21 protein-coding genes are annotated in these 23059 nt (G+C 63.4%); 12 read left to right on the top strand and 9 right to left on the bottom strand.

Annotated features, from left to right (window positions below; translation table 11 throughout):
• Window positions 1-152 precede the first annotated feature (152 nt).
• The gene (locus CVM73_RS09405) at window positions 153-365 is read right to left on the bottom strand and encodes a hypothetical protein (RefSeq protein ID WP_245452269.1); all 213 of its coding nucleotides are present in this window, start codon (window positions 363-365) and stop codon (window positions 153-155) included.
• Window positions 366-948: 583 nt separating this feature from the next.
• Here CVM73_RS09405 and CVM73_RS09410 point away from each other — a divergent pair.
• The 6 genes from CVM73_RS09410 to CVM73_RS09435 all read left to right on the top strand — a co-directional run bounded on the left by CVM73_RS09410 (window position 949) and on the right by CVM73_RS09435 (window position 5036).
• On the top strand, window positions 949-1416 hold the full coding sequence (locus CVM73_RS09410) for a TerB family tellurite resistance protein (RefSeq protein WP_100231732.1): 468 nt from the start codon (window positions 949-951) through the stop codon (window positions 1414-1416).
• 2 nt (window positions 1417-1418) lie between these two features.
• Window positions 1419-1781, top strand: coding sequence for a hypothetical protein (locus CVM73_RS09415; protein ID WP_100231733.1), 363 nt, complete (start codon window positions 1419-1421; stop codon window positions 1779-1781).
• Window positions 1778-2416 carry a TerC family protein gene (locus tag CVM73_RS09420; protein WP_100231734.1) on the top strand — a complete coding sequence of 213 codons (639 nt, stop codon included), beginning with the start codon at window positions 1778-1780 and terminating at the stop codon, window positions 2414-2416. Before CVM73_RS09415 ends, CVM73_RS09420 begins: the two co-directional genes overlap by 4 nt.
• 32 nt (window positions 2417-2448) lie before the next feature.
• Window positions 2449-3033, top strand: a complete 585-nt coding sequence (locus CVM73_RS09425) for a TIGR00645 family protein (RefSeq protein WP_100231735.1) — start codon at window positions 2449-2451, stop codon at window positions 3031-3033.
• Window positions 3034-3239: 206 nt separating this feature from the next.
• Window positions 3240-3503 (top strand): hypothetical protein, encoded by a 264-nt coding sequence (locus CVM73_RS09430; protein WP_100231736.1) that lies wholly within the window; start codon window positions 3240-3242, stop codon window positions 3501-3503.
• Between the two features lie 276 nt (window positions 3504-3779).
• Window positions 3780-5036 (top strand): hypothetical protein, encoded by a 1257-nt coding sequence (locus CVM73_RS09435; protein ID WP_100231737.1) that lies wholly within the window; start codon window positions 3780-3782, stop codon window positions 5034-5036.
• A 529-nt stretch (window positions 5037-5565) separates the two neighbouring features.
• Here CVM73_RS09435 and CVM73_RS09445 read toward each other — a convergent pair.
• On the bottom strand, window positions 5566-6462 hold the full coding sequence (locus CVM73_RS09445; RefSeq protein ID WP_100231739.1) for an alpha/beta hydrolase family protein: 897 nt from the start codon (window positions 6460-6462) through the stop codon (window positions 5566-5568).
• 180 nt (window positions 6463-6642) lie between these two features.
• Between CVM73_RS09445 and CVM73_RS09450 the strand changes: the two genes are divergently transcribed.
• From CVM73_RS09450 to CVM73_RS09460, 3 genes are read left to right on the top strand one after another with little or no spacing between them, the layout of a single operon-like run.
• Window positions 6643-8031, top strand: coding sequence for a class II 3-deoxy-7-phosphoheptulonate synthase (locus tag CVM73_RS09450; RefSeq protein WP_100231740.1), 1389 nt, complete (start codon window positions 6643-6645; stop codon window positions 8029-8031).
• A 4-nt stretch (window positions 8032-8035) separates the two neighbouring features.
• A complete protein-coding gene (locus CVM73_RS09455; RefSeq protein ID WP_100231741.1) occupies window positions 8036-8389 on the top strand; it encodes a diacylglycerol kinase in 354 nt (117 codons plus the stop codon).
• A gap of 22 nt (window positions 8390-8411) precedes the next feature.
• Window positions 8412-10169: an NAD+ synthase gene (locus CVM73_RS09460; RefSeq protein WP_100231742.1), complete on the top strand. Its 1758-nt coding sequence runs from the start codon at window positions 8412-8414 to the stop codon at window positions 10167-10169.
• A 179-nt stretch (window positions 10170-10348) separates the two neighbouring features.
• On the opposite strand, the gene CVM73_RS09465 is transcribed toward CVM73_RS09460, so the two are convergent.
• The 5 genes from CVM73_RS09465 to CVM73_RS09485 all read right to left on the bottom strand — a co-directional run bounded on the left by CVM73_RS09465 (window position 10349) and on the right by CVM73_RS09485 (window position 14876).
• Window positions 10349-10741, bottom strand: coding sequence for a cytochrome C oxidase subunit IV family protein (locus CVM73_RS09465; RefSeq protein ID WP_167406738.1), 393 nt, complete (start codon window positions 10739-10741; stop codon window positions 10349-10351).
• Window positions 10742-10749: 8 nt separating this feature from the next.
• Complete coding sequence (locus CVM73_RS09470; RefSeq protein ID WP_100231744.1) at window positions 10750-11472, bottom strand: heme-copper oxidase subunit III family protein; 723 nt, start codon at window positions 11470-11472, stop codon at window positions 10750-10752.
• A gap of 14 nt (window positions 11473-11486) precedes the next feature.
• Complete coding sequence (locus CVM73_RS09475; protein ID WP_100231745.1) at window positions 11487-12191, bottom strand: cytochrome c oxidase subunit 3; 705 nt, start codon at window positions 12189-12191, stop codon at window positions 11487-11489.
• The gene (locus CVM73_RS09480) at window positions 12188-13966 is read right to left on the bottom strand and encodes a cbb3-type cytochrome c oxidase subunit I (protein ID WP_100231746.1); all 1779 of its coding nucleotides are present in this window, start codon (window positions 13964-13966) and stop codon (window positions 12188-12190) included. Before CVM73_RS09480 ends, CVM73_RS09475 begins: the two co-directional genes overlap by 4 nt.
• A gap of 76 nt (window positions 13967-14042) precedes the next feature.
• Window positions 14043-14876, bottom strand: coding sequence for a cytochrome c oxidase subunit II (locus CVM73_RS09485; RefSeq protein ID WP_100231747.1), 834 nt, complete (start codon window positions 14874-14876; stop codon window positions 14043-14045).
• A 509-nt stretch (window positions 14877-15385) separates the two neighbouring features.
• On the opposite strand from CVM73_RS09485, the gene CVM73_RS09490 reads away from it, so the two are divergent.
• Both CVM73_RS09490 and CVM73_RS09495 read left to right on the top strand, forming a co-directional pair.
• The gene (locus tag CVM73_RS09490) at window positions 15386-16291 is read left to right on the top strand and encodes a DUF2189 domain-containing protein (RefSeq protein WP_167406739.1); all 906 of its coding nucleotides are present in this window, start codon (window positions 15386-15388) and stop codon (window positions 16289-16291) included.
• Between the two features lie 434 nt (window positions 16292-16725).
• Complete coding sequence (locus CVM73_RS09495) at window positions 16726-19671, top strand: autotransporter outer membrane beta-barrel domain-containing protein (protein ID WP_245452270.1); 2946 nt, start codon at window positions 16726-16728, stop codon at window positions 19669-19671.
• 22 nt (window positions 19672-19693) lie between these two features.
• On the opposite strand, the gene CVM73_RS09500 is transcribed toward CVM73_RS09495, so the two are convergent.
• Both CVM73_RS09500 and CVM73_RS09505 read right to left on the bottom strand, forming a co-directional pair.
• Window positions 19694-20890, bottom strand: a complete 1197-nt coding sequence (locus CVM73_RS09500; protein ID WP_100231748.1) for a DUF2865 domain-containing protein — start codon at window positions 20888-20890, stop codon at window positions 19694-19696.
• A gap of 142 nt (window positions 20891-21032) precedes the next feature.
• Window positions 21033-21335: a hypothetical protein gene (locus CVM73_RS09505; protein ID WP_100231749.1), complete on the bottom strand. Its 303-nt coding sequence runs from the start codon at window positions 21333-21335 to the stop codon at window positions 21033-21035.
• 290 nt (window positions 21336-21625) lie between these two features.
• Here CVM73_RS09505 and cysS point away from each other — a divergent pair, with 290 nt between their 5' ends.
• Entirely contained in the window at window positions 21626-23008 is a 1383-nt protein-coding gene (gene cysS, locus CVM73_RS09510) for a cysteine--tRNA ligase (protein ID WP_100231750.1), read from the top strand.
• The last annotated feature ends 51 nt before the right edge of the window (window positions 23009-23059 follow it).

Raw genomic sequence — 23059 nt, forward strand, 5'->3', positions numbered from 1 at the left:
AGGTCGCCAACATGCCTGGCCTGTCCGCGCAAGCCGCATGTCGGGTGGAGCGACTTAGCTTGTCTAATTTGTCGGCATGTCCAGCAAAGGGCATGCAGCCGTGCCGGTTGCGGCGACAGGTAAATGCCGGCGGCGTCAGCGCCTGACGCGGTTCATTCGAACGATCGACGGACGGTCCGCCCGGGCTTGCCGAACGGGCTATCGGCCCACTTCGCCATGTCCAACGCGCGCGCATCGAACACTTCGCACCAGAGGCAGCTCAGCTCCGCGCGGCCTTTGGCCGTCAGCATGGGGACAAGCGCGTGGCCGCAGCCGGTGCAGGATGTGATGCGATTCATGCGCTTGTCCGCGATCGTCGAATTCATGAATGGCATTCTCGTTGCCGAAGCTTGCGCGGGCGCTATGGCGGCACGCGCGTCGGCAGCTCAATGCCGGTCCCAACTCGCAATGATGGCGTTGACGTAGTTGCAAGCTAAACAACGCTCTCGTGCCCCGGACGCAGCGCAGCGCTCCTTAGCGGTACGCTGCAGAGCCGGGGCCCATATCGCGGCAGGTTGGGGTGCGGCGTTCTGGGTCCCGGCTCTGCGCAGCAACGCCATCAGCGCGTTTACGCGCGTCTTCGACGCGCTATGGCGTTGCTGCGCGTCCGGGACACGGAGACATGCGCGTCAATGCTTGACCAAAGCCAGCAACACGGAACCGATGCGGCGGCTGGTCGCAGTCGCATCGCCTTGATTCCGACAGACCCACCTTTATCTCTGAGACGAACAAGAATCCGGGCCCCTCTGGCGAGGACGCCGACAGATGTCGGCAAACCTCGCGATGTCGGATGACCTGTCCCGCGCGAATGCGATGGATCGGCCGATTGTCGGGCCTCTGTTAGTTCTCTCCGACCATTCGTCTCCATCGCAGCTCCGTGCGGCCATTTCGCAAGTTAAGGGAGCTACGATGTCTGAAGCCAAGACCTCACATCCGATCGAGATCACGGAGCCGTTCAGCCTGAACGAGCAGGCAGCGGTCGCGCTGGTGATCGTGGGCGCGCTGGTTGCGGTTGCCGACCGCCGCGTCTCGCCGGTCGAGCGCGACGAGGTGATTCGTTTCATCAGGGATCGCAGGCTGGCGCCGCACGTTTCGGACGAACGGCTTTGCGCGATGTTCGATGAACTCGCCGAACGGCTCGAAGAGCCGGATTTTGCCAATGTCGTGATCGACACGCTGCGGCCGGTTTCGAATCTGCCGCTCTCGTCCCATCTGATGGAGCTGTCGGAGCGCGTTGCTGCGGCAGATGAGGACGTACATCCCCACGAAGTCCAGGCGATCAAATTGTTGCGCTTGCTGACGCTGGTGCTGCCGCGCGCGAAGCCGGTCGTGCCGAGTGTAGCGGGCGCCGAGCTGCAGGCCGCCTTGAAGGAGTAAGCATGAGCACAGTTCCGGACGAGCGCACCACGGAAATCGAGGATACCACCGGCCAGATCGCCGGTGGAGACCCGCGCCTGGCCAGGCTCGTCCACCGCCTGCCGCCGCGCATGGGCGACACCTTCACCTATCTGCTCAAGCCGTCCAGCCGCTGGGTCAGGATCCCCTCGGGCACGCTGCTGGTCGTCGGCGGTGTGCTCTCCTTCCTGCCGGTGCTCGGCGTCTGGATGCTGCCGCTCGGCCTCGCGCTGCTCGCCGAGGACGTGCCTGCGCTGCGCTCCTCCCGTTCAAAGGTCTTCGACTGGATCGAGCGCCGCAAGCCGCATTGGCTCGATCCGTCGGCATTGAAAAATGATCAATCATGATTGAATTCATCACCCCCGATGCGCTGACCGCGCTGTTCCAAGTCATCCTGATCGACCTCGTGCTCGCCGGCGACAACGCCGTCGTGATCGGTCTCGCCGCGGCGGGGCTGCCGGCCGGGCAGCGCCGCCGGGCCATCATCGTCGGCATCGCGGCCGCCACCGCGCTGCGCATCGCCTTCGCTGGCGTCGCGACCCAGCTCCTGCAGGTCATCGGCCTCCTGCTCGCCGGCGGCGTGCTGCTGCTCTGGGTGTGCTGGAAGATGTGGCGCGAGCTGCGCGAGCGGTCTGCGCATTCGAGGCAGCTCGCCTTCAGCCATGGCAGCGGCGCGGCTGACGCGCCGGCACAGGGAAAGACGTTCGGCCAGGCGGCGGTGCAGATCGTCGCGGCCGACGTCTCGATGTCGCTCGACAACGTGCTCGCAGTCGCGGGCGCCGCGCGCGAGCATCCCTACATCCTCGCCTTCGGCCTGCTGCTGTCGGTTGCGATGATGGGCGTCGCCGCCGATCTGCTCGGCCGCGTGCTCCAGAAGCATCGCTGGGTCGCCTATGTCGGCCTCGCCATCATTATTTACGTCGCCTTCGAGATGATCTATCGGGGCTCGCTCGAGCTCGCGCCCGTTATCGCGAGTCTCTGAGGCGCATGCCTGTCTGCAATCCGGAGTGATCAATGACGTTTGAAACCAAAGCACTTTCGGCGCCGGCCGCGCCGCAACCGCCGATTGGCCTGTTTCCGAAGCTGATCTTCGGCTCGCGCTGGCTGCAATTGCCGCTCTATATCGGCCTCATCGTCGCGCAGGCCGTCTATGTGCTGTTGTTCCTGAAGGAGCTCTGGCACCTCGTCGCGCACTCGTTCGACGCCAGCGAGCAGCAGATCATGCTGGTCGTGCTCGGGCTGATCGACGTCGTCATGATCTCGAATCTGCTGGTGATGGTGATCGTCGGCGGCTACGAGACCTTCGTCTCCCGCCTGAACCTCAGTGGGCATCCGGACGAGCCCGAATGGCTCAGCCACGTCAATGCCAGCGTGCTCAAGATCAAGCTCGCGATGGCGATCATCGGCATTTCATCGATTTCGTTGCTGAGGACCTTCATCGAGGCCGGCAATCTCGGCACCACGCGCAGCAATTTCACCGAGACCGGCGTGATGTGGCAGGTGCTGATCCACATGACCTTCATCATCTCGGCGATCGGCATCGCCTGGGTCGACCGTCTCAGCGAGGGCGGCCATCGCAAGGGGGCCGGCCACGGCTGATGAACCTGGCCGCCTCAAGACCTCCCGAGCGGCCCAATCCTGAGCCCGCCTGATCGTCCGGTCGGGCGGGCTCTTTTTTCGAGATCGCTAAAATTGTCTGCAATCCGTTCAGCGGCGGCAAACGCTTCGGACAAGAAGCACGGTGCCTTAAACCAGGCCTTTGGAACCGATCTGCATCCTGCCCCGCAAAAGGGCAGGGCATCAACATGTCAATTCTCAGGGAGATCGTCGCAGCGGTCGCGGGAGTCTACGCGCTCCTGTTCGTCTGCGACGCATTGTTCGGGGCCGGCGAGGCGCGCTTCGACGACGCCTATTACAGCGCCAGCTTCTACGCGCCGCGGCCGAAGGAATTTCGGTTCGCGAGCGACACGCCGCCAGCAGTCCGCGTCAGCGACGCCTTCGCGCAGTTTGCGCCGGGTGAAGCCAAGCCGAACAGGCGCTACTCGTCGCTGACGACGATCATCCGCTAAGGGCCTGGACTCACTAATCGGCTGTCCGCCTCACGTCCGGTTTACCGCCGGCATCGGCCGAATAGCGGATAGGCTCCGAGGTTGCGGATGGGCCATAAGCCGACTTGCGGTCTGCGGAGGCGGTCGCTTGCCTTCGCACATAGTTTCAGCAAATGCGATGGCTAACGATTGGTGAAAACGAAGCCGCAAAAGATGGCAGGTCACGGATTACAACCTCTGTTTGCTATGAGGCTAAACTGCTAGCAGTCTGACTGTAATCGACGCGCACAAATTGGCATGAAGAAATTACCCAGTTCGATCTTCGCAATCGTTGTCGTTTTACTTAGCCTGGGGCTTATGCTGTTGATCGGGCAACCTCGGCTCTTCTTCAGTCGCTGGAGCTTCACGAAATCGGTCGAGGTCACCGTGCCCGGTGAGGATCGCGGGTACTATTATCGGTTCAAGGCGGGCTATCTGTACAAAGGCGAGCCGCTTGATTTCGACATCGTGGTCGGTTGCCGTGTCAAAATCACCACGTACAAGGATAACGACCGAACAGTCGAAGTTGGCGTCGTCCCCACAATCTTCGGGCTCAAGACAAGAGATCAGCATGGTGTCGCAGTGCTGCTGCCTAACGCCTGCCATGGCGAGACCACGCAGAACGGCAGAGTCCCAAAAGCGCTACTGCCGCTCGTGGTCACGTACGAACATGCTAATGAGCCTTGGTCTGGCGTAGCCTATGTGTCGGAGGATGCGTACGACAGGCCGCGTTCTGAGTTGAAGTTCCTCGGAGCCACGATTACCCGAGCAACGCGCGACGAGTGGCAAGCATGGCGTGAGACCGACGCGGAAAAGAATTTCATTGCTTATGAGCTGTTGGGCATCAACTCGAAAAATATGTGGGATCCACCTAAGTGGAAGCCGGGGCTTCGTGTGATGGCCTCACAGTGCCTCAGCATCTCAAGACTGAAGCTCTCCGACGCGGTGCGCGATGTCGTGACACCCGGCTGGCCTTCCAGCAGACCAACCTATTGGTTTCCTGATGAGCGGACACGGCAATCGCTTTGGGAGGTGGCGTTTGGGCCTAACAAACCTCCGCTCATCGAAGGGTACCGGTTTCAAGATTACTTCCCTGGTGCCTCTCCGGGTCATAACGGATTGGCTCGCCGCGAACCCGGCGCAGTCATTTTCTTCAATCGCGAAGTCGAAGGCGATGTTTACCCGGCTCACACAGATATTTCGGTCAACAAGCTAGAGCCCACCGGTGAGCTTCCAGCCGAAATGACCGCAAAAGAACGGTTGGATTGGTCATCGGCTGAGGTAAAGCCGGATCTGCGAGGCTTCGCCTTTTGCGAGAGTTCAATCGTCTCAATTGATGGCGTGCCACAGTGGCCTCCCAAATATCTGTACCGCAATGCGAACCGGATCAACGGCGAGGCGATCAGCGAACAACTTGCCAAGTGGGGCACCAACTACTTCTTCGCATTCGAGCGCGACGAGTACATCATCTTTTTGCGAATGTACGAACTTGCAAGCAGCTTCGCAAAATTGTGAGGGAGCCGACTAAGTTTGAGCGGTCGTAATCGGCCGCCGTCTTCGGTCACAAGCCAGCTATGGGTCAAGGGCTGCCTTGGCCAGCTAGCATGGCCCTGTTCGGGTCATCTTCAAGAAGCAGACCTCGCGGCGGTCTGAGCCAAGATTGCCGAGGGCCATATGGGCCGTTTAGCTGGTATTAGTCTTGGTGTTGCAAATTGACATTGTGTCCGACCGTGGGGCCGCTATGAAGCGCACAAAACAGAGGCTGGCTTTAGTTGGCTCGACGCTTTCGATCATCGTCGTTGCGGGCGCGACTTACTTTCTGTTCTGGCATAAGAGTCTGACGGCAATTCTTTCCTTTGTGGCTATCGTCCCGGTCTTCCTAATTCTCGCGCTCGGCCTCCTGAAACTAGCGCGCGCAACGTGAGCACACGCAGGTCGGCTTCGGGCCACAAGCCGCAGATCACGCTCAAGATGGTTGACTTCCGCTTTACGATGGTGAGCCGACATCCGGCGAGAAAAAGCCGCGAGGACACCAAGGCGTCTCTCATTCTCCCTGGATCCATTCCGCGACGCCGCGCCATAGCGTGTCGCGATGTTCGGGGCGGAAGAAGCCGAAATGGCCGATCGCCTTGGCGCCGACGTCGGACGGTTTCACCGTCAACACCTCCGGCTTGATCGCCGTGAATCCGCTCGTGAGCAGTTCGACCGCAGGCCGCGTGGCCCAGGGATCGTCGGAGAAGCAGAGCGCGCGCAGCTCGCCCTTGAACTTGGCAAAGTTCTCGAGCGCCGGCAGTTTTGAATCGAAGAGATAGCGCGGGCTCGAGACCCACTCGGCCCATTGCAGGAAGACGCCCTTGGGCAGATCCTCGCCGACGCCGGCCCAGCCGGGGGCATAACCGAGCGCGTGGACCAGCGGCACGCCGACGAAATTCATGAAAGCATAAACACGGTATTTCTCCGGCGAGGTCATGAGCCGCCAGGTCGCGGCCTGCGAGGCCACCAAGGCGGCGCGCGAGATCTCGCTGTTGTTCGCAATCAGTCCGAGCGCCTGGCCGCCGAAGGAATGGCCGACATAGCCCAGCGGCAGGGTATGATAGCGCTCGCGCATCCAGCTGACCGCGGCGGTGACGTCGAGCGCGGCCCAGTCTGACATCGAGGCCTTGAAGCCGACCAGCGATTTGGGCCGGTTGTAGCCGACCATCGCCGGCAGCCTGGAGTCGCCGATGCCGCGATAATCGTAGGTCAGCACCGCGCAGCCGCGATGGGCGAGGTAGGAGGCAAAGCCGCGATAAATCTTGCGCGGGACGGCGGTGGCGGAGTTGATCAGCACGGCATGCCGCTTGGCGCCCCGTGGCAGGAACAGGGTGCCGGTCAGCGCATACCCGTCGGCGGCCGGAAAGCTGATCTCGTCGATGAAAACGTCGTCCAGTGCCGCGTCCATGGGCGGTCAATGTCCTGCCAGTTCTTTGCCGGCCCCAAGCAAATGCGAATTCGGCTTTGCCCGCAAGGGTTTGCAGTGCGAGACGGATTTACAACTGGCGGGGCGGAGCCAGCCTGTGTATAAGGCGGCCCTCGCAACCCCTAGATCAGGTTGTGCTTTTTGCTTCACGGAGAGATTGCGATGTCCGAGCGGTGGACGCCCGAGTCCTGGCGCAGCAAGCCGGTGCTACAGGTGCCCGAATATCCCGACGCCAAGGCCCTGGCCGACGTCGAGGCGCAGCTTGCGACCTTTCCGCCGCTGGTGTTCGCCGGTGAGGCACGCAATCTGAAGAAGGCGCTGGGCCGCGTTGCGACCGGCGAGGCCTTCCTGCTCCAGGGCGGCGACTGTGCCGAGAGCTTCGCCGAGCACGGCGCCAACAACATCCGCGACTTCTTCCGCGTGCTTCTGCAGATGGCGGTGGTGCTGACCTATGCCGGCGCGGTGCCAGTGGTGAAGGTCGGCCGCATTGCCGGCCAGTTCGCCAAGCCGCGGTCGTCCCCGACCGAGACGGTCAACGGCGTCGAGCTGCCGAGCTATCGCGGCGATATCGTCAACGACATCGCCTTCACCAGGGAAGCGCGGGTGCCCGATCCGCAGCGCCAGCTGATGGCCTACCGCCAGTCGGCGGCGACGCTGAACCTGCTGCGCGCGTTCGCCACCGGCGGCTACGCCAATCTCGGCAGCGTGCATCAATGGATGCTCGGCTTCCTCAAGGCCTCGCCGCAGTCCCGCCGCTACAAGGAGCTGGCCGACCGCATCTCGGACGCGCTCAACTTCATGCGTGCCTGCGGCCTCGACCTTGAGAGCCATCCGGAGCTGCGCGCCACCGATTTCTACACCAGCCACGAGGCGCTGCTGCTCGGCTACGAGCAGGCCATGACCCGCGTCGATTCTACCACCGGCGACTGGTACGCAACCTCGGGCCACATGATCTGGATCGGCGATCGCACCCGCCAGCTCGATCACGGCCATGTCGAATATTTCCGCGGCATCAAGAACCCAATCGGGCTGAAGTGCGGCCCTTCGCTCAAGCCCGACGAGCTCTTGAAGCTGATCGATGTGCTCAACCCCGACAACGAGCCGGGCCGGTTGACGCTGATCGGTCGTTTCGGCTCCGACAAGGTCGGCGAGCATCTGCCGAACATGATCCGCGCCGTGAAGCGCGAGGGCCGGGTGGTGGTCTGGTCGTGCGATCCCATGCACGGCAACACGATCACCTCGACGTCGGGCTACAAGACGCGACCGTTCGACCGCATCCTGTCCGAGGTGAAGTCGTTCTTCGCGATCCACGCCGCCGAAGGCACCCATGCCGGCGGCGTGCATCTGGAGATGACCGGCAAGGACGTCACCGAGTGTCTCGGCGGCGCCCGCGCGATCACGGACGAGGATCTCAACGACCGCTATCACACGGTCTGCGATCCCCGCCTCAATGCCGAGCAATCCATCGATATGGCTTTCCTGGTCGCCGAGCTGCTCAAGCAGGAGCGCGCCGGCAAGGCCCAGCCGATTCCGGCCGCAGCGGGGCTCTAGGACCTTGCTGCGGATCTGGAAGGCCACGATCAATTCCCGCAACGGTCTGGCCTTTGCGTTCCGGTCGGAGCAGGCCGTCCGTGAGGAGATCTTTGCGCTCCTGCTGTCGATGCCGCTCGCCTGGTTCATCGGTGCGACCGCGATGCGCGCGGTCGAATTGGTGTGCTCTGTCGCGTTCGTGCTGACGGTCGAGCTGCTCAACACCGCGATCGAGAAGCTCGCCGACCGGCTGACCATGGATCACGACAAGCAGATCGGCCGCGTCAAGGACATGGGCTCGGCCGCGGTTGGCGTTGCGCTGTTGATGACCGGCGCGTTCTGGATCATCGCCGTCATCGAGCGGTTGGGGTTCCTCTAGCTAGGGATCGGACTAAGCGGCCATGACCGAACGACTCAACACATTCGCGGTCACGCTCGCCCAGCTCAATCCGACCGTGGGCGACGTGGAGGGCAATGCGGACAAGGTGCGCGCGGCGCGTGCGCGAGCTGCCGCTGACGGCGCCGATCTCGTGCTGTTTCCGGAACTGTTCATCGCCGGCTATCCGCCGGAAGATCTGGTGCAGAAGCCGGCCTTCCAGGCCGCCTGCCGCGCCGCGATCGAAAGCCTCGCGCGCGAGACCGCCGATGGCGGGCCCGCCATGCTGGTCGGCACGCCCTGGGTCGAGGACGGCAGGCTCTACAATGCCTGCGCGCTGCTCGACGGCGGCCGCATCGCCGCGCTGCGCTTCAAATGCAATCTGCCGAATTACGGCGTGTTCGACGAGAAGCGGCTGTTTTCGCGCGGCCCGGCGGCCGGCCCTGTCACCGTGCGCGGTGTGCGGATCGGCGTGCCGATCTGCGAGGACATCTGGCTGGAGGAGTCCGAGGATTACGAGAATGTGGTCGAGACGCTGGCCGAGACCGGCGCCGAGATCATGCTGGTGCCGAACGGCTCGCCTTACGCCCGGGACAAGAACGACGTGCGCCTGTCGGTCGCGGTGGCCCGCGTCACCGAGAGCGGACTGCCGCTGGTCTATCTGAATCAGGTCTGCGGCCAGGATGAGCTTGTGTTCGACGGCGCATCCTTCGCGCTCAACGGCGATCTTTCGCTGGCGGCGCAGTTGCCGGCCTTTGAAGAGAGCATCGTCACGCTGCGCTTCGCCAGAAACGACGACGACTGGCGCTGCACGGGGCCGATCGCCGAACAGCCCGAGGGCGACAAGGCCGACTACGCCGCCTGCGTGCTGGGCCTGCGCGACTACGTCGCCAAGAACGGCTTTCCCGGCGTGCTGCTCGGCATCTCCGGCGGCATCGATTCGGCGCTGTGCGCGGCGATCGCGGTCGACGCGCTCGGCGCCGACCAGGTGCATGGCGTGATGCTGCCCTATCGCTACACGGCCGCACACTCGATCGCCGACGCCGGCGAACTCGCCGGCCATCTCGGCATCCGCTACGAGGTGCTGCCGATCGCGGAAGCCGTGAACGGATTCGAGACCATCCTGTCCGGCATTTTCAAGAACCTGCCGCCTGATATCACCGAGGAAAACCTCCAGGCCCGCACCCGCGGCACGCTTCTGATGGCGATCTCCAACAAGACCGGACTGATGGTGGTGACGACGGGCAACAAGTCGGAGATGTCGGTCGGCTACGCCACGCTCTATGGCGACATGAACGGCGGCTTCAACCCGATCAAGGACATCTACAAGACGCAGGTGTTTCGGCTGGCGGGCTTGCGCAATTCGTGGAAGCCAGAAGGCGCGCTCGGGCCGGCTGGCGAGGTCATTCCCCCCGACATCATCACGCGTCCGCCGACGGCGGAGCTGCGCGAGAACCAGACCGATCAGGACTCATTGCCGCCTTACGATGCGCTCGATGCCATCCTGGAGCGCCTGGTCGAGCGCGAGCAGCCGCTGGATCAGATCATCGCCGCCGGCTTCGACCGCGACACCGTCACCCGCATCGACCATCTGCTCAACGTCGCCGAATACAAGCGCCGCCAGGCCGCGCCCGGCGTGAAAGTGACGGCAAGGAATTTCGGCCGCGACCGCCGCTATCCCATCACCAACCGTTTTCGCGACAGGGGCGAGAGGCTGCCCGCGTCGGACGAGACGCTGGTTTCGCCCGGCAGCACGGCGTCGATCGACGCGTTCGAGGGATGATGGGAAAGCCATTTGGCGTGGTGGGCGATCTCGCCAAACATTCCGCTGTCATCATCCGCGAAGGCGGATGATCCAGTACTCCGCGGCGGACGTTGTGGAAACCAACTGGTGCCGCGGAGTACTGGATGCCCCGCCTTCGCGGGGCATGACAGTTGAGAGAGATGCGAATTCCTGCAATGCTACGAGGGGCCTGCGAAGAACAGCACCCGAAGGAAGTGCGTGTACTCGGATTCGAGCACCATGATCGACACGAATACCAGCACCGCGACCGGCGGCAGCAGGATGGCATAGGCCAAGGCCAGCCGCTCCCAGGCCATGTGCATGAAGACGGCGACGATCAGGCCGGCCTTCAGCACCATGAACAGCAGGATCAGCGACCACCTCAGATAGCCGTGCAGGCCAAAGTAGTCGACGAGGTAGGAGCACGTGCTGAGGACGAACAACCAGCCCCAGACCAGGAGGTAGAGCTTGATCGGGTGCTGTTGCCCCTTGGCGTGAACGGCTGCCGTTGCGACTGCGCCATGCGCCGGAGCGAGGAGCCCTTCTTCCATGTGTACCGCCGCGTTTGTCATGCGCCACCTCACCAAAGATAGAAGAATGCAAAGATGAAGACCCACACGAGATCGACGAAGTGCCAGTACAGGCCCGTGATCTCGACGATCTCGTAGTACCCCTTGCGGCTCGTGAAGAAGCCGCGCCTCTCGACGTCGAAGTCGCCGCGAAAGACCTTCCGCGCAATGGCGATCAGGAAGATCACACCGATCGTCACATGGGTGCCGTGGAAGCCGGTGATCATGAAGAAGCTCGCGCCAAATTGCGGCGCACCCCATGGATTGCCCCAGGGCCGAACCCCCTCCATGATCAGCTTGGTCCATTCGAAGGCCTGCATTCCGACGAAGGTCGCGCCGAAGGCTGCGGTGACCAGCATCAGGATTGCGGTTCTCACGCGATCGCGGCGGTAGCCGAAATTGACGGCCATCGCCATCGTACCGCTGCTGCTGATCAGGATAAACGTCATGATGGCGATCAGGATCAGCGGAATGTGCTTGCCGGCGATGTTGAGAGCGAAGACCTCGCTGGGATTGGGCCAGGGCACGGTCGTCGACATGCGCGCCGTCATGTAGGAGAGCAGGAAGCAACTGAAGATGAAGGTGTCGCTGAGGAGGAAGATCCACATCATGGCCTTGCCCCAGGACACGTTCTTGAAGGCGCGCTGATCGGACGCCCAATCGGCGGCGATGCCACGCCAGCCTTCAAGCCGCGCAGGCGATTGCCCCGGATTTGTCAGCACGGTCTCAGCCATCTGGTCTCGCCTCCCTAGCTCAGCAATTGGCGGCAGATGTTGACGAAATCGTCGGTCCAGCCGGTGAGAAGACCGAGCAGGACAAGCCACACCAGCAGCAGGAAGTGCCAGTAGATGGCGCACAGCTCCACGCTCAAGCGCATGTCGGCGATCTCGGCGCCGCGCCACATCTTGGCTGAGGTTCGGCCCAAGGCCACCAGACCGCCCGCCAGATGCAGCCCGTGCACCGCGGTCAACAGGTAGAAGAAGGAGTTCGCCGGGTTGGACGCCACGAAATATCCGGCAGCCCCGAGCCGTTGCCAGGCCAGGAGCTGCCCGGCGAGGAAGATCACGGCAGATGCTCCGCCCGCGAGCAGACCGATGATGACGCCTTCAGTATCGTGTCGCCGCGCGGCCACGTACGACCATTGCAGCGCGACACTGCTCAGGACCAGAACGCCCGTGTTGAGCCACAGCAGCCGCGGCACCGGCAGCGGCCGCCAATCGACCACGCTCATGCGCATCGAGTAGGCGCTGATGAAGAGGACGAACAATGCGCTCGCGACAGCGAGGAACACGCCAAGTCCGACCTTCGCCGCCGGCCAGGTCATGGCATCGCCGCCGGGGAAGTCACCGGCCGGTCCTTCCTCCAGCCAGGGCTTGGCCGTCAGCCGTTGCTGCGACAGCCACCATCCGGCGATCACTGCAAGCACAGTCAGGAACAGGATGATGGCGCTCACGAAGCGGCTCCCTGAGCGAGCTGCGTCGCGCGCGGCGGCTGGTTCTGCGGAATGAAGTCCTCCGCGGCGCCGGGCACACTGTAGTCATAGGCCCAGCGGTACACGACAGGGAGCTCCTTGCCCCAGTTGCCGTGCCCAGGAGGCGTCTCCGGCGTCTGCCACTCCAGCGTCGTCGCCCGCCACGGATTGCCGCCTGAGGCCTCGCCTTTGAAGAAGCTCCAGGCCAGGTTGAACAGGAACACCATCTGGCTGAAGCCGACGGTCAAGGCCACCACGGAGATGAAGGCGTTGAGTGAATGGGCCGAGGACGGGATGAACGTCGCATCCCCGAGTTCGAAATACCGGCGCGGGACCCCGAGCAGTCCAAGGTAGTGCATGGGGAAGAAGATCAGATAGGCACCCAGGAAGGTGACCCAGAAGTGAAACTTGCCGAGGGCGTTATTGAGCATTCGCCCCGTGACCTTTGGATACCAATGATAGATCGCGCCGAGCACGACCATGATCGGCGCCACGCCCATCACCATGTGGAAATGCGCGACCACGAACATGGTGTCCGAGAGGGGCACGTCCACGACGACGTTGCCGAGGAAGAGGCCGGTGAGACCGCCGTTCACGAAGGTGATGATGAAGCCGAGGGCGAACAGCATCGGCACCGTGAGATGAATGTCGCCACGCCACAGCGTCAGCACCCAGTTGTAGACCTTGATCGCGGTGGGGATGGCGATGATGAGCGTCGTGGTGGCGAAGAAGTACCCGAATTGCGGGAACATGCCGCTCACATACATGTGGTGCGCCCACACGATGAAGCTGAGCGCGCCGATGGCCACGATCGCCCAGACCATCATGCGGTAACCAAAGATGTTCTTGCGCGCATGCGTGCTGATCAGATCGGAGACGATGCCGAAGGCGGGCAGGGCGACGATGTAGACTTCGGGATGGCCGAAGAACCAGAATAGGTGCTGGAAGAGCAGCGGGCTGCCGCCGCCATATTTCGACAGCGTGCCCATCTCGACGAGGGAGGGCATGAAGAAGCTGGTTCCCAAGAGACGGTCGAGCAGCAGCATGACCGAGGCAACGAAGAGTGCAGGGAATGCCAGGAGCGCCATGACGGTCGCCGTGAAGATGCCCCACACCGTCAGGGGCAGGCGCATCAAAGTCATGCCGCGGGTGCGGGCCTGCAGCACCGTCACCACATAATTCAGACCGCCCATGGTGAAGCCGATGATGAACAGGATTAGGGACGCCATCATGAGAATGATGCCCCAATCCTGCCCGGGCGTTCCGGAGAGGATTGCTTGCGGCGGGTAGAGCGTCCAGCCGGCGCCGGTGGGGCCGCCGGGTACGAAGAATGTCGAGGCCAGCACCAGGACTGCGAGCAGGTAGACCCAGTAGCTCAGCATGTTCACATAAGGAAAGACCATGTCCCGGGCGCCGACCATCAGCGGGATCAGGTAGTTGCCGAAGCCGCCAAGGAACAATGCGGTGAGCAGGTAAATCACCATGATCATGCCGTGCATGGTGATGAACTGGAGGTACTGGTTGGCATCGATGAAAGAGAAGGTGCCGGGGAATCCCAGTTGGAGCCGCATCAGCCACGACAGCACCAGGGCCACCAGCCCGATGGCCGTGGCGGTCAGCGAATACTGGATGGCGATCACCTTGGCGTCCTGCGAGAAGACATACCGTGTCCACCAGCTCCGCGGATGATAGAGCTCGACATCAGGTACTTCGGCAGGCGGGATGCCGCGGATCCCTTCATATGGAATATCGACCATAGAAACCTCCTCGGTCGTTTCCATCGGGGGTGAGGCGTTGGCCTCTTGCGCCCGATCTATCTTCGACGGCAGCTTGCTACTTGCCGCCAGATTGGTACGTCGCCTTCACGACGGCTTTTGCCGGCGATAGTTCTGCGAACGTTTTTTGTTGCTCCAGCCAAGCGTGATATTCACGCTCTTCGTCGACGATGACCTTGGCCCGCATCTGATAGTGAGCAGCGCCACAAAGCTCCGCGCAGAGAACATCGAACGTTCCGGTTCGGATCGGCTTTATCCAGAAATAGGTCACCATGCCTGGAACCATGTCCATCTTGGCCCGGAATTCGGGCACGTAGAAATCGTGCAGGACATCAACTGAGCGGAGGAGCACCTTGACCGGCTTTCCGACTTGAAGGTGCAGGTCGCCGTTCTCGATCACGACATCGTCCTGCGCGTGTCGGTCGTCACGATTGAGCCCCATCGGATTGTCGGAGGCGATGTTGCGGACATCGGATGTGCCCAACTGTCCATCCTTGCCCGGAAGGCGGAAGCTCCACTGCCATTGCTGGCCCATGACCTCGACCTCGCTGGCATCCGCAGGAACCGTCACGAACTGGTGCCAGACCACGAGGCCAGGCGCCAACATGGCCGCGACGCCGACGCCGGTCCCGACGCTCAGCCACCACTCGAGCCTTTTGTTTTCCGGATTGTAATCAGCCCGTCTTCCCTCTCTGTGGTGAAAGCGGAAGACGCAGTAAGCCATGAAGGCGATCACGGCGACGAAAACAAAGCCCGTGATCCAGAACGTGATGTTGATGGTGTGGTCGATATAGGCCCAGTTGGTGGCGATCGGCGTCCACCACCACGGGCTGTAGATGTGAAACAGCACCGAGCCGATCGCGACCAGAAGCAGTATCAGTGCGACAGCCATCCTGATCCATCCTTGCCATCGAAGGCTACGGATACGAATCCAGGGCGGAGCTCATGTCTGTCGCGATGGCTGGCCTTTCTTGGTTGGCATTCATGCCATCGCCGGCCTGTTGCCTCGCCCATTCCACCGATCGCGAAATCAAGAGAACGCTCGCGACCATCAACTCTAAGGGCGTCTGCATCTAAAATGATACCAGCCCAATCCGGCGTCAATAGACCATATCGGCGTGCCGCCGTGCGGGCGTGGCCGTCGCAAGCTGGCAAAGCATCAGCGTCCTGGGTGATGCAACGCACAAATCAGGCGCACAATTCACCCAACCGTGAGTGCAGTCGTGTTCTGCGCGCGCTAAGCTGGGGAGGCAGGTCGCGACGGGTTCCGTCCGGCCAGGCTCGTTCGCTGAACCTGGGTTGCCGTACCCGACCCATCGCGTTTCTGCCCATCTGGCGGACACGCGTGACTGGAAAGCGCGTGTTGTCGAAACCGCGGTCTTCAGCCCGGGAGGTCTGCTCATGGCCACTCTGTACTCCCACGACATCAGGCGGCACGTATTCGGCGAAGCGGCCTCCTATCCCATTCGCAAGATCAGCTTGTCCGACCTGACCGAGGCCCTGCGCCTGGGTTGGGAGGATTTCCAGGCGATGCCGAGCCACGCGATCGTCGTGTGCCTGATCTATCCCGTTCTCGGTCTCGTCCTGTTCAGGATGGTTCTCGGCTATTCGGTGTTGCCGCTCCTGTTTCCGCTGGCCGCCGGCTTTGCCTTGATCGGTCCTTTTGCCGCGATCGGTCTCTACGAACTCAGCCGTCGTCGCGAGCGCGGCGAAGAGGTCGAAGCATGGGATGCGATCAAGGTGCTGCGCGCACCGTCGTTCGGCGCCATGGTCGAACTCGGCGTGCTCCTGCTGGTCCTGTTCGGGGCTTGGATCGGTGTCGCGAACGCGATCTATGTCTCGATCTTCGGTCATGCGGCGGCCGCAAGCATTCCCGACTTCGCAACGCGCGTGCTGACGACACCGGAAGGCTGGTCGCTCATCATCGTCGGTTGCGGTGTCGGCTTCCTGTTTGCGGTTCTGGCATTGTGCGTCAGCGTCGTGTCATTTCCGTTGATGCTCGACCGCCATGCAACTGCGATCGACGCGATCCGCACGTCGCTCCGAGCGGTGACGGCGAATCCGGTTGCGATGGCCGGATGGGGCCTCATCGTGGCGGCGCTGCTCGTGATCGGCTCGCTGCCGCTCTTCGTCGGTCTCGCCGTCGTTCTGCCGGTGCTCGGTCATGCCACCTGGCACCTCTATCGGCGGGTGGGCGAGCCCAATCCGAACCCACCGGATGCACCGCCGCCGCCCCCGAAGGGCAGGCGCTACGCAGCAGACTTTCCGGCCAATCTCTTCCCGTGGAGCCGCGAGGGCGAGCAGTAACGGTGAAGCGGCCGCGCGCGGCGGCCGCCTTGGCTCGAGTTGCCGAAGAGCTATTGCTGCGGAGCGATGAAAGTCGGGCCGAGCGAGCGATTTGGCTTGTTTTCGGAGGGGCGCAGCCGTGAGGCGTGAGGTGTTCTGCCTATTCCGGCTTCGGCTAAGTATCCAGTTTCCCTGTCATCGAACGTGTATTCCCAGCAACACTCAGCAAAAAACACCTGGTTGGTGGCCAGATTTGCCGCTTCATCAGGCTACAGCATCGTTATTGTGCACAATGTATACTTGAACGGTGCTACTCATCGCCCCGAAACTTGGCGTTGCGCGGGCGACCGTGACGCGCAGAGAATTGACGACGGCGCAATACCGGCGAATTGCGAATCAGGCCGGGCGCCGCGGAGCAGGCGGGGGCGCGCGTGCGTTTTGATCTCGGGTGGAGAGTGTCTCGGCGTGTGGCCTGGTCGGCGTCGGCGAGTGTGCTCGCGCTGGTCGCATTCAGTCCTGCGGCCCATGCTGCGTGTACCCCGGCGGCGGCCGATAATGTGATCGCAACCTGCAGCGGCGTGTCCCCGGGCTACGGCTCCGGGACTGAAACCGGGGTCACGGTCACCGTTCTCACCGGAGCGACGGTCTCCGGCGTCGCTGGCATCAATGTTGCTGACGGCACGTTCATCAACGAAACGGGCGCCACCATTTCCGGCGTGAATGCAGGAATTAACGCCGCGCTCGGCGATGCCAGCGTCACGAATTCCGGCAGCATCACAGGCTCGGGGGTCTACGGCATTCTCGGGGCCATCAATGTGACGGTGACCAACAATGCCGGTGCAAGCATTACCGGCGGTGGTTACGGAGTTGTCGCCAACGCCGGCTTTGCCAACGTCACCAATTCCGGCAGCATCAAAGGTGGGGGCGTCGCCATCTACGCCGGCAACGGTGCGACGGTGACCAACAATGTCGGTGCCGGCATCACGGGTGATGGTACCGGGATTTTCGCCAACAGCGGTGTAGTCAACGTCACCAACTCCGGCAGCATCACGGGTACGTTTAACGCTGGCATCTACGCTGACATCGGTGCCACGGCGACGGTGATCAACAACGCCGGCGGCAGCATCACAGGCGGACAGTACGGGATTCAAACCGCGGCCAGCGTCAACATCACCAATTCCGGCAGCATTGTCGGCACGTCGATCTTTGGAATTAGTGCCGGCGCGAGCGCAACGGTGATCAACAACGCCGGCGCCTCCGTCACCGGCTCGGCGATTGGAATCGTTGCACTGGCTGATGCCGACGTGACCAACTCCGGCAGCATCAGGGGCACCACTCAATTCGGCATCGCCGCGGGCACCAGCACGACCGTTGTCAACAACGCCGGCGGGCTCATCAGCGGCTTCCTCGCCGGAATTCGCGCGGTCGCCGGCGGCTCGTCAGTGACCAACGCCGGCGCCATCACCGGCGGCACGGCGGCGATCCAGTTCTCGGGCGTCGGCAACACGCTGACACTGCTGGCCGGCTCGGCCATCACCGGCAACGTGCTCGGCGGCGGCAGCGACACGTTCCAGCTTGGCGGCAGCGCTGCGGCGAGCTTCGACGTCTCGCAACTCGGTGCCGCCGCGCAGTATCAGGGCTTCGGCACCTTCAACAAGATCGGCAGCTCGGTATGGACGCTGACCGGCACCAGCACCTTTGCCGGCACGGTCAACGTCGACGGCGGCACGCTCGCCGTCAACGGCGATCTGTCCGCGGCCTCGAGCCTCACCGTGAACGCGGGCGGCACGCTCGGCGGCAACGGCATCGTCGGCACCACGCTCATCAATGGCGGCACGCTGGCTCCCGGCAATTCGATCGGCACGCTGACGGTCGCCAGCCTGACGATGACCGCGGCCTCGACCTATCTGGTGCAGGTGTCCGGCGCCAGCGCCGACAAGACCATCGTCACTGGCGCGGCCAATCTTGCCGGCAAGGTGGTGGTGGATCCGCTGGCGCGGGTCTCGGCCACCACGACCTATACGATCGTGAGCGCAGGTGCGGTGAGCGGCGCCTTCTCCGCTGCGGAAGTTGCCAACAGCTTTGCCCGCAACGCGCGGCTGAGCCAGGTGGGCAATGATGTGCTGCTGACACTCGATCCTGGTCTGCTGGCGCCGGCGGTGTCCGGCATCGGTAACGTCAACCAGCGCAATGTTGCCGCGGGGATCGACAATGGGCTGGCCGGGGGCGCTTCCACGCCGGCCGGCTTCAACGCGCTGTTCGCGCTGACCGGCGATCCGCTGCTCAACGCGTTGACCCAGGCCTCGGGTGAGACCGCGACCGGATCGCAACAAACCACGTTCAATGCGATGGGCCTGTTTCTCGGCGTGCTCACCGATCCGTTCGTAACCGGACGCAATGGCGCCGACGGTTCGTCCGGCGGCGCGGTCGGCTATGCGGCAGAAGACGGCGATGCTTACGCCTATGCCGCGACGGGCCGCAAGCGCCCGAAGGCCGAGCGCGAGGCCTACGCCGCGATCTATCGCAAGGCGCCGCAGGGGCAGGTTTATGATCGGCGCTGGACCGTGTGGGCCGCAGCCTTCGGCGGCACGCAAACCACCGACGGCAACACGGCACTCGGCTCCAACGCCACGACCAGCCGGATCGCCGGCGCTACTGCTGGCGCGGACTATTGGTTCTCGCCCTACACCGTTGCCGGCTTTGCACTTGCCGGGGGCGGCACCAGCTTCAGCGTTGCCAATGGCGGCACCGGCCGTTCCGATCTGTTCCAGATCGGCGCCTTCGTGCGGCACACGATCGGCCCGGCCTATGTCACCGGCGCGCTGGCCTATGGCTGGCAGGACGTCACCACCGACCGGATCGTCACCATTGCCGGCACCGATCATCTCCAGGCACGCTTCAATGCCAATGCGTATTCGGGGCGGCTCGAGGGCGGCTACCGTTTCGTCGCGCCCTGGACGTCCGGCGTCGGCATCACGCCCTATGCCGCGGGCCAGTTCACCACCTTCGATCTGCCGGCCTATGCGGAGAGCGCGATCACCGGCGCCAACAATTTTGCCCTGAGCTACGCCGCGAAGAGCGTCACCGCGAGCCGCTCCGAACTCGGCCTGCGCGCCGACAGCTCCTGGGCGCTGACCGATGCGGTTCTCACCTTGCGCGGCCGCGCCGCCTGGGCGCACGATTTCAACCCCGATCGCAATATCGCGGCGACATTCCAGACGCTGCCCGGCGCGAGCTTCGTGGTCAACGGTGCCGCGCAGGCACATGACGCCGCACTCACCACCGCCTCGGCGGAGGTGCGGTGGCGAAGCGGATGGTCTGCCTCTGCGACCTTCGAGGGCGAGTTCTCCGATCTCGCCCAAAGCTACGCCGGCAAGGGCACCGTGCGCTACGCTTGGTGACGCCGCTACCGCGCGGGAGAGGCTACTTCTGCTGCTGCGGCAGGAACGTCGGGCCGACCGAACGGATCGGCTTGTTCTCAGAACTCGGCGCAGCCGTGGTGGTGTCCGCCGGCGGCGTTGCAGCCGGTGCCGTCGCCGTGGTCGGCGCCGCGCCGGCCGCGCCCTTCTTGGCATTGGCAGGCGTGCCCTTGTTGAGCCGCTGCTGCTGCATCTTCCTGGCGCTCTCCTCGGTGACGATGATGTCGCCCTGCTGCTCGGCCGCGGCCTTGTCGTCGGCCGATTTCAACGCGTCCGCCCAGGTCTGGCCCGCCGCCTTGCAGGAGCAGGACGGGTTGAACTCGCTGCGGAATTTGAACGCGGTCGGCAGCGCGGTGTAGGGCTGGCCGCCGATCGAGACCGCCGAGTTCATGTCCTCGCCGGGATTGCGATGGGTGTAGAGCACGGCTTCGGCTGCGGGGCACAGCGCCTTGCAGGTCTTTTCGTCGTCGGGGAAGCGCGCCGGCACGGTCGCAAAGGAGATCGGGAAATAGGCACCGTCGCAGGTGCGCACGCACACGGTGCGGAAGGTGCCGGATTGCGGGCCGAGGTCGGAGGGCGGCACGGCTTGCGGATTGTTCGGGTTGTTGTTGCCGCCGAACAGGTTGCTCAGGAAGTTGCCGCCGCCTTGTGACTGCGCGGCGTTGGCATATTGCGGGCCGCAATTGTTCTGCGCCAGCGCCATCAGCACCGAGCGGCGCTGGTTGTCGCGCTCCGGGCTGAAGCCGCCGGGGCCGCCGCCGCGCAGCCGTTCGAGGTTGCCGGTGATCTGGTCCAGATTGGCGCGCATCTGCTGGATCTGGGTGTTGACCGGGCCGCACTGCGCCGACTGGCCGTTGAACAGCGAGAAGAAGCCGGAGGAATCGCAGCCCATGCGCTTGGCCTGCATGGTGACGCGGTCCAGCTCGGCCTGCTGCCTGGCCTGGGAATCCTGATAGCGGCGGATCTGCTCTTCGCGCGCCGGGTCGCCGCCGCCGCCGCGATCGAGCGCGGCGAGCTGGCCTTCCAGGCGCACGCACATCGGGTTCGGTCCGAGCCCGTTCTGGCCGGGCTGAGGCGGCGGGCCAGGCGGGCCAGCCTGCGCGAAAGCGCCATTGGCGAGCACGACAGTGCTCAGGAGCACGGTGCAGGCAAGGAGGAAGCGGGCACGGGAGAGCGACAAAAATTCAGGCATATCCGCCATTCTAGCGAGGTCACGGCCCCAAGTGACTTTCCAATGCGATCTGGGGGCCGAAGCGCGCCCTCCAATAGCCGCTTCCTGCGGCATCGTCACGTCGTTTCAGGGGCCAAAGATTGGGCCTAAGGTCCGCCAGCTCCGAGCGAATTCAGCGCTGGCAGGTGATTGCGACATATTCGTCGCAACGGCCATGGGAGCAGTTTGCGCCGGATTTGGGGACGGAGCCGGTAATTTCGTCGGGATCGACCCGGCGATAGCTTGATGCCTGGGCAAAATCTCGTGACTGGCAATAGGTGCGCGCGGCAGACGCGCCGCATTTGTCGCCCCTGGCCAGGCACTGGCCGACGCCGCCATCCGCCTGGTTGGCGATGATGAAGACGCGGGTCTCGGCGCAAGCGCTGGGTGCTGCAAGGATCGAGGCGCTAAAAATGAGCGCGAGCAGGGATCGCATGAAAATACCGAGGCAATAAATTGGGGAACCGCAGGTTCCAGAATGGCCTCAAATGGTTAGGGGATCATGAACCATCAGGGCGGGCGGCGCGCTTTGCGGAGATAAAGCGGCGTTTTCGCGGCTCTCTTGACGTGGGGCCGCCTCATAGCCCATATGTCGCCTTATGAACGGTCTCCTCGCCATTTGCGCCATTTGCCGCGAGATTACGAGCTAGCGATTCGCTGGCTGGAGCCGTCTTTTCTCAACCACATTGAGAGCCTTGGACGCCCGGCCGAGAGGGATGGGTTGTCATGGAATTGCGTCTTTACGATACGCTGAGCCGGGAAAAGCGCGCCTTCGTGCCGCTCGATGCGAACAACGTCCGCATGTATGTCTGCGGACCGACCGTCTACGACTTCGCCCATATCGGCAATGCGCGGCCGGTGATCGTGTTCGACGTGCTGTTTCGGCTGCTGCGCCATCTCTATGGCGAGACGCATGTCAAATATGTCCGCAACATCACCGACGTCGACGACAAGATCAACGACCGCGCCGCGCGCGATTTTCCGGGCCTGCCGCTGAACGAGGCTATTCGCAAGGTCACCGAGCAGACGGGCAGGCAGTTTCACGCCGATGTCGATGCGCTGGGCGCGCTTCGGCCCAGCGTCGAGCCGCGGGCGACCGAGCATATCGCCGAAATGCGCGAGATCATCGAGCGGCTGATCAAGGGCGGCTTTGCCTACGCCGCCGAGGACCACGTGCTGTTCTCGCCGCAGGCGATGAACGCGGCCAATGACGGACTGCCGCGCTATGGCGCACTGTCCAATCGCTCGCTGGACGAGTTGGTCGCCGGGGCCCGCGTCGATGTCGCGCCCTACAAGAAGGGCAATACCGATTTCGTGCTGTGGAAGCCGTCCAAGCCGGGCGAGCCGTCATGGCCGTCACCGGCCGGCATCAAGGCGGAGGGGCGTCCGGGCTGGCACATCGAGTGCTCGGCGATGGCCTGGAAGCATCTCGGCGAGCATTTCGACATCCATGGCGGCGGCATCGATCTCGTGTTTCCGCATCACGAGAACGAGGTCGCGCAGAGCTGCTGCGCCTTTCACCAGCAGCGGATGGCGAACTATTGGATGCACAACGGCTTCCTGCAGGTCGAGAGTGAGAAGATGTCGAAGTCGCTCGGCAACTTCATCACCATCCATGAGCTGCTCGCGGATTGGCCGGGCGAGGTGCTGCGTCTGAACATGTTGAAGACGCATTATCGCTCGCCGATCGACTGGACCATGAAGTCGCTGGAGGAGAGCGCCAAGACGCTCGACGACTGGTATCGCGTCGCGGCCGACGTCGAACCGGGCAGGCCGGCCACGTCCGTGGTCGAGCCGCTGCTCGACGACCTCAACACGCCGCTGACGATCGCGGCGCTGCATGGCTTGCGCGGTAGCGACGTCAATACCCTTGCTGGATCGTTGCGGCTGCTCGGCTTCCTGTCGGAAAGCGCGGCGCAGTGGGAAGGGCGCAAGCAGCAGGCGAGCGGCGTCGATGCCAAGGAAGTCGAGCGTCTGATCGCAGAGCGGACGGCCGCCCGTAGCCGCAAGGATTTCAGGGAATCCGACCGCATCCGTGATCTGCTCGCGACGATGGGCATCGCGATCAAGGACTCCAAGGAAGGCACGACCTGGGAGTTTTCGCGATGAAGCGGCCCGACACGCCGTTCCCGCGGCACTGGCTCTATTACATCGCGCTGA

This window comes from Bradyrhizobium forestalis (genome assembly GCF_002795245.1).
GTDB lineage: Bacteria > Pseudomonadota > Alphaproteobacteria > Rhizobiales > Xanthobacteraceae > Bradyrhizobium > Bradyrhizobium forestalis.

Excerpts from the sequence above, each read along its gene's own strand:
- CVM73_RS09405 (WP_245452269.1), bottom strand. The coding sequence starts at position 365 with ATGAATTCGACGATCGCGGACAAGCGCATGAATCGCATCACATCCTGC.
- CVM73_RS09410 (WP_100231732.1), top strand. The coding sequence starts at position 949 with ATGTCTGAAGCCAAGACCTCACATCCGATCGAGATCACGGAGCCGTTC.
- CVM73_RS09415 (WP_100231733.1), top strand. The coding sequence starts at position 1,419 with ATGAGCACAGTTCCGGACGAGCGCACCACGGAAATCGAGGATACCACC.
- CVM73_RS09420 (WP_100231734.1), top strand. The coding sequence starts at position 1,778 with ATGATTGAATTCATCACCCCCGATGCGCTGACCGCGCTGTTCCAAGTC.
- CVM73_RS09425 (WP_100231735.1), top strand. The coding sequence starts at position 2,449 with ATGACGTTTGAAACCAAAGCACTTTCGGCGCCGGCCGCGCCGCAACCG.
- CVM73_RS09430 (WP_100231736.1), top strand. The coding sequence starts at position 3,240 with ATGTCAATTCTCAGGGAGATCGTCGCAGCGGTCGCGGGAGTCTACGCG.
- CVM73_RS09435 (WP_100231737.1), top strand. The coding sequence starts at position 3,780 with ATGAAGAAATTACCCAGTTCGATCTTCGCAATCGTTGTCGTTTTACTT.
- CVM73_RS09445 (WP_100231739.1), bottom strand. The coding sequence starts at position 6,462 with ATGGACGCGGCACTGGACGACGTTTTCATCGACGAGATCAGCTTTCCG.
- CVM73_RS09450 (WP_100231740.1), top strand. The coding sequence starts at position 6,643 with ATGTCCGAGCGGTGGACGCCCGAGTCCTGGCGCAGCAAGCCGGTGCTA.
- CVM73_RS09460 (WP_100231742.1), top strand. The coding sequence starts at position 8,412 with ATGACCGAACGACTCAACACATTCGCGGTCACGCTCGCCCAGCTCAAT.
- CVM73_RS09465 (WP_167406738.1), bottom strand. The coding sequence starts at position 10,741 with ATGACAAACGCGGCGGTACACATGGAAGAAGGGCTCCTCGCTCCGGCG.
- CVM73_RS09470 (WP_100231744.1), bottom strand. The coding sequence starts at position 11,472 with ATGGCTGAGACCGTGCTGACAAATCCGGGGCAATCGCCTGCGCGGCTT.
- CVM73_RS09480 (WP_100231746.1), bottom strand. The coding sequence starts at position 13,966 with ATGGTCGATATTCCATATGAAGGGATCCGCGGCATCCCGCCTGCCGAA.
- CVM73_RS09485 (WP_100231747.1), bottom strand. The coding sequence starts at position 14,876 with ATGGCTGTCGCACTGATACTGCTTCTGGTCGCGATCGGCTCGGTGCTG.
- CVM73_RS09490 (WP_167406739.1), top strand. The coding sequence starts at position 15,386 with ATGGCCACTCTGTACTCCCACGACATCAGGCGGCACGTATTCGGCGAA.
- CVM73_RS09500 (WP_100231748.1), bottom strand. The coding sequence starts at position 20,890 with ATGGCGGATATGCCTGAATTTTTGTCGCTCTCCCGTGCCCGCTTCCTC.
- CVM73_RS09505 (WP_100231749.1), bottom strand. The coding sequence starts at position 21,335 with ATGCGATCCCTGCTCGCGCTCATTTTTAGCGCCTCGATCCTTGCAGCA.
- cysS (WP_100231750.1), top strand. The coding sequence starts at position 21,626 with ATGGAATTGCGTCTTTACGATACGCTGAGCCGGGAAAAGCGCGCCTTC.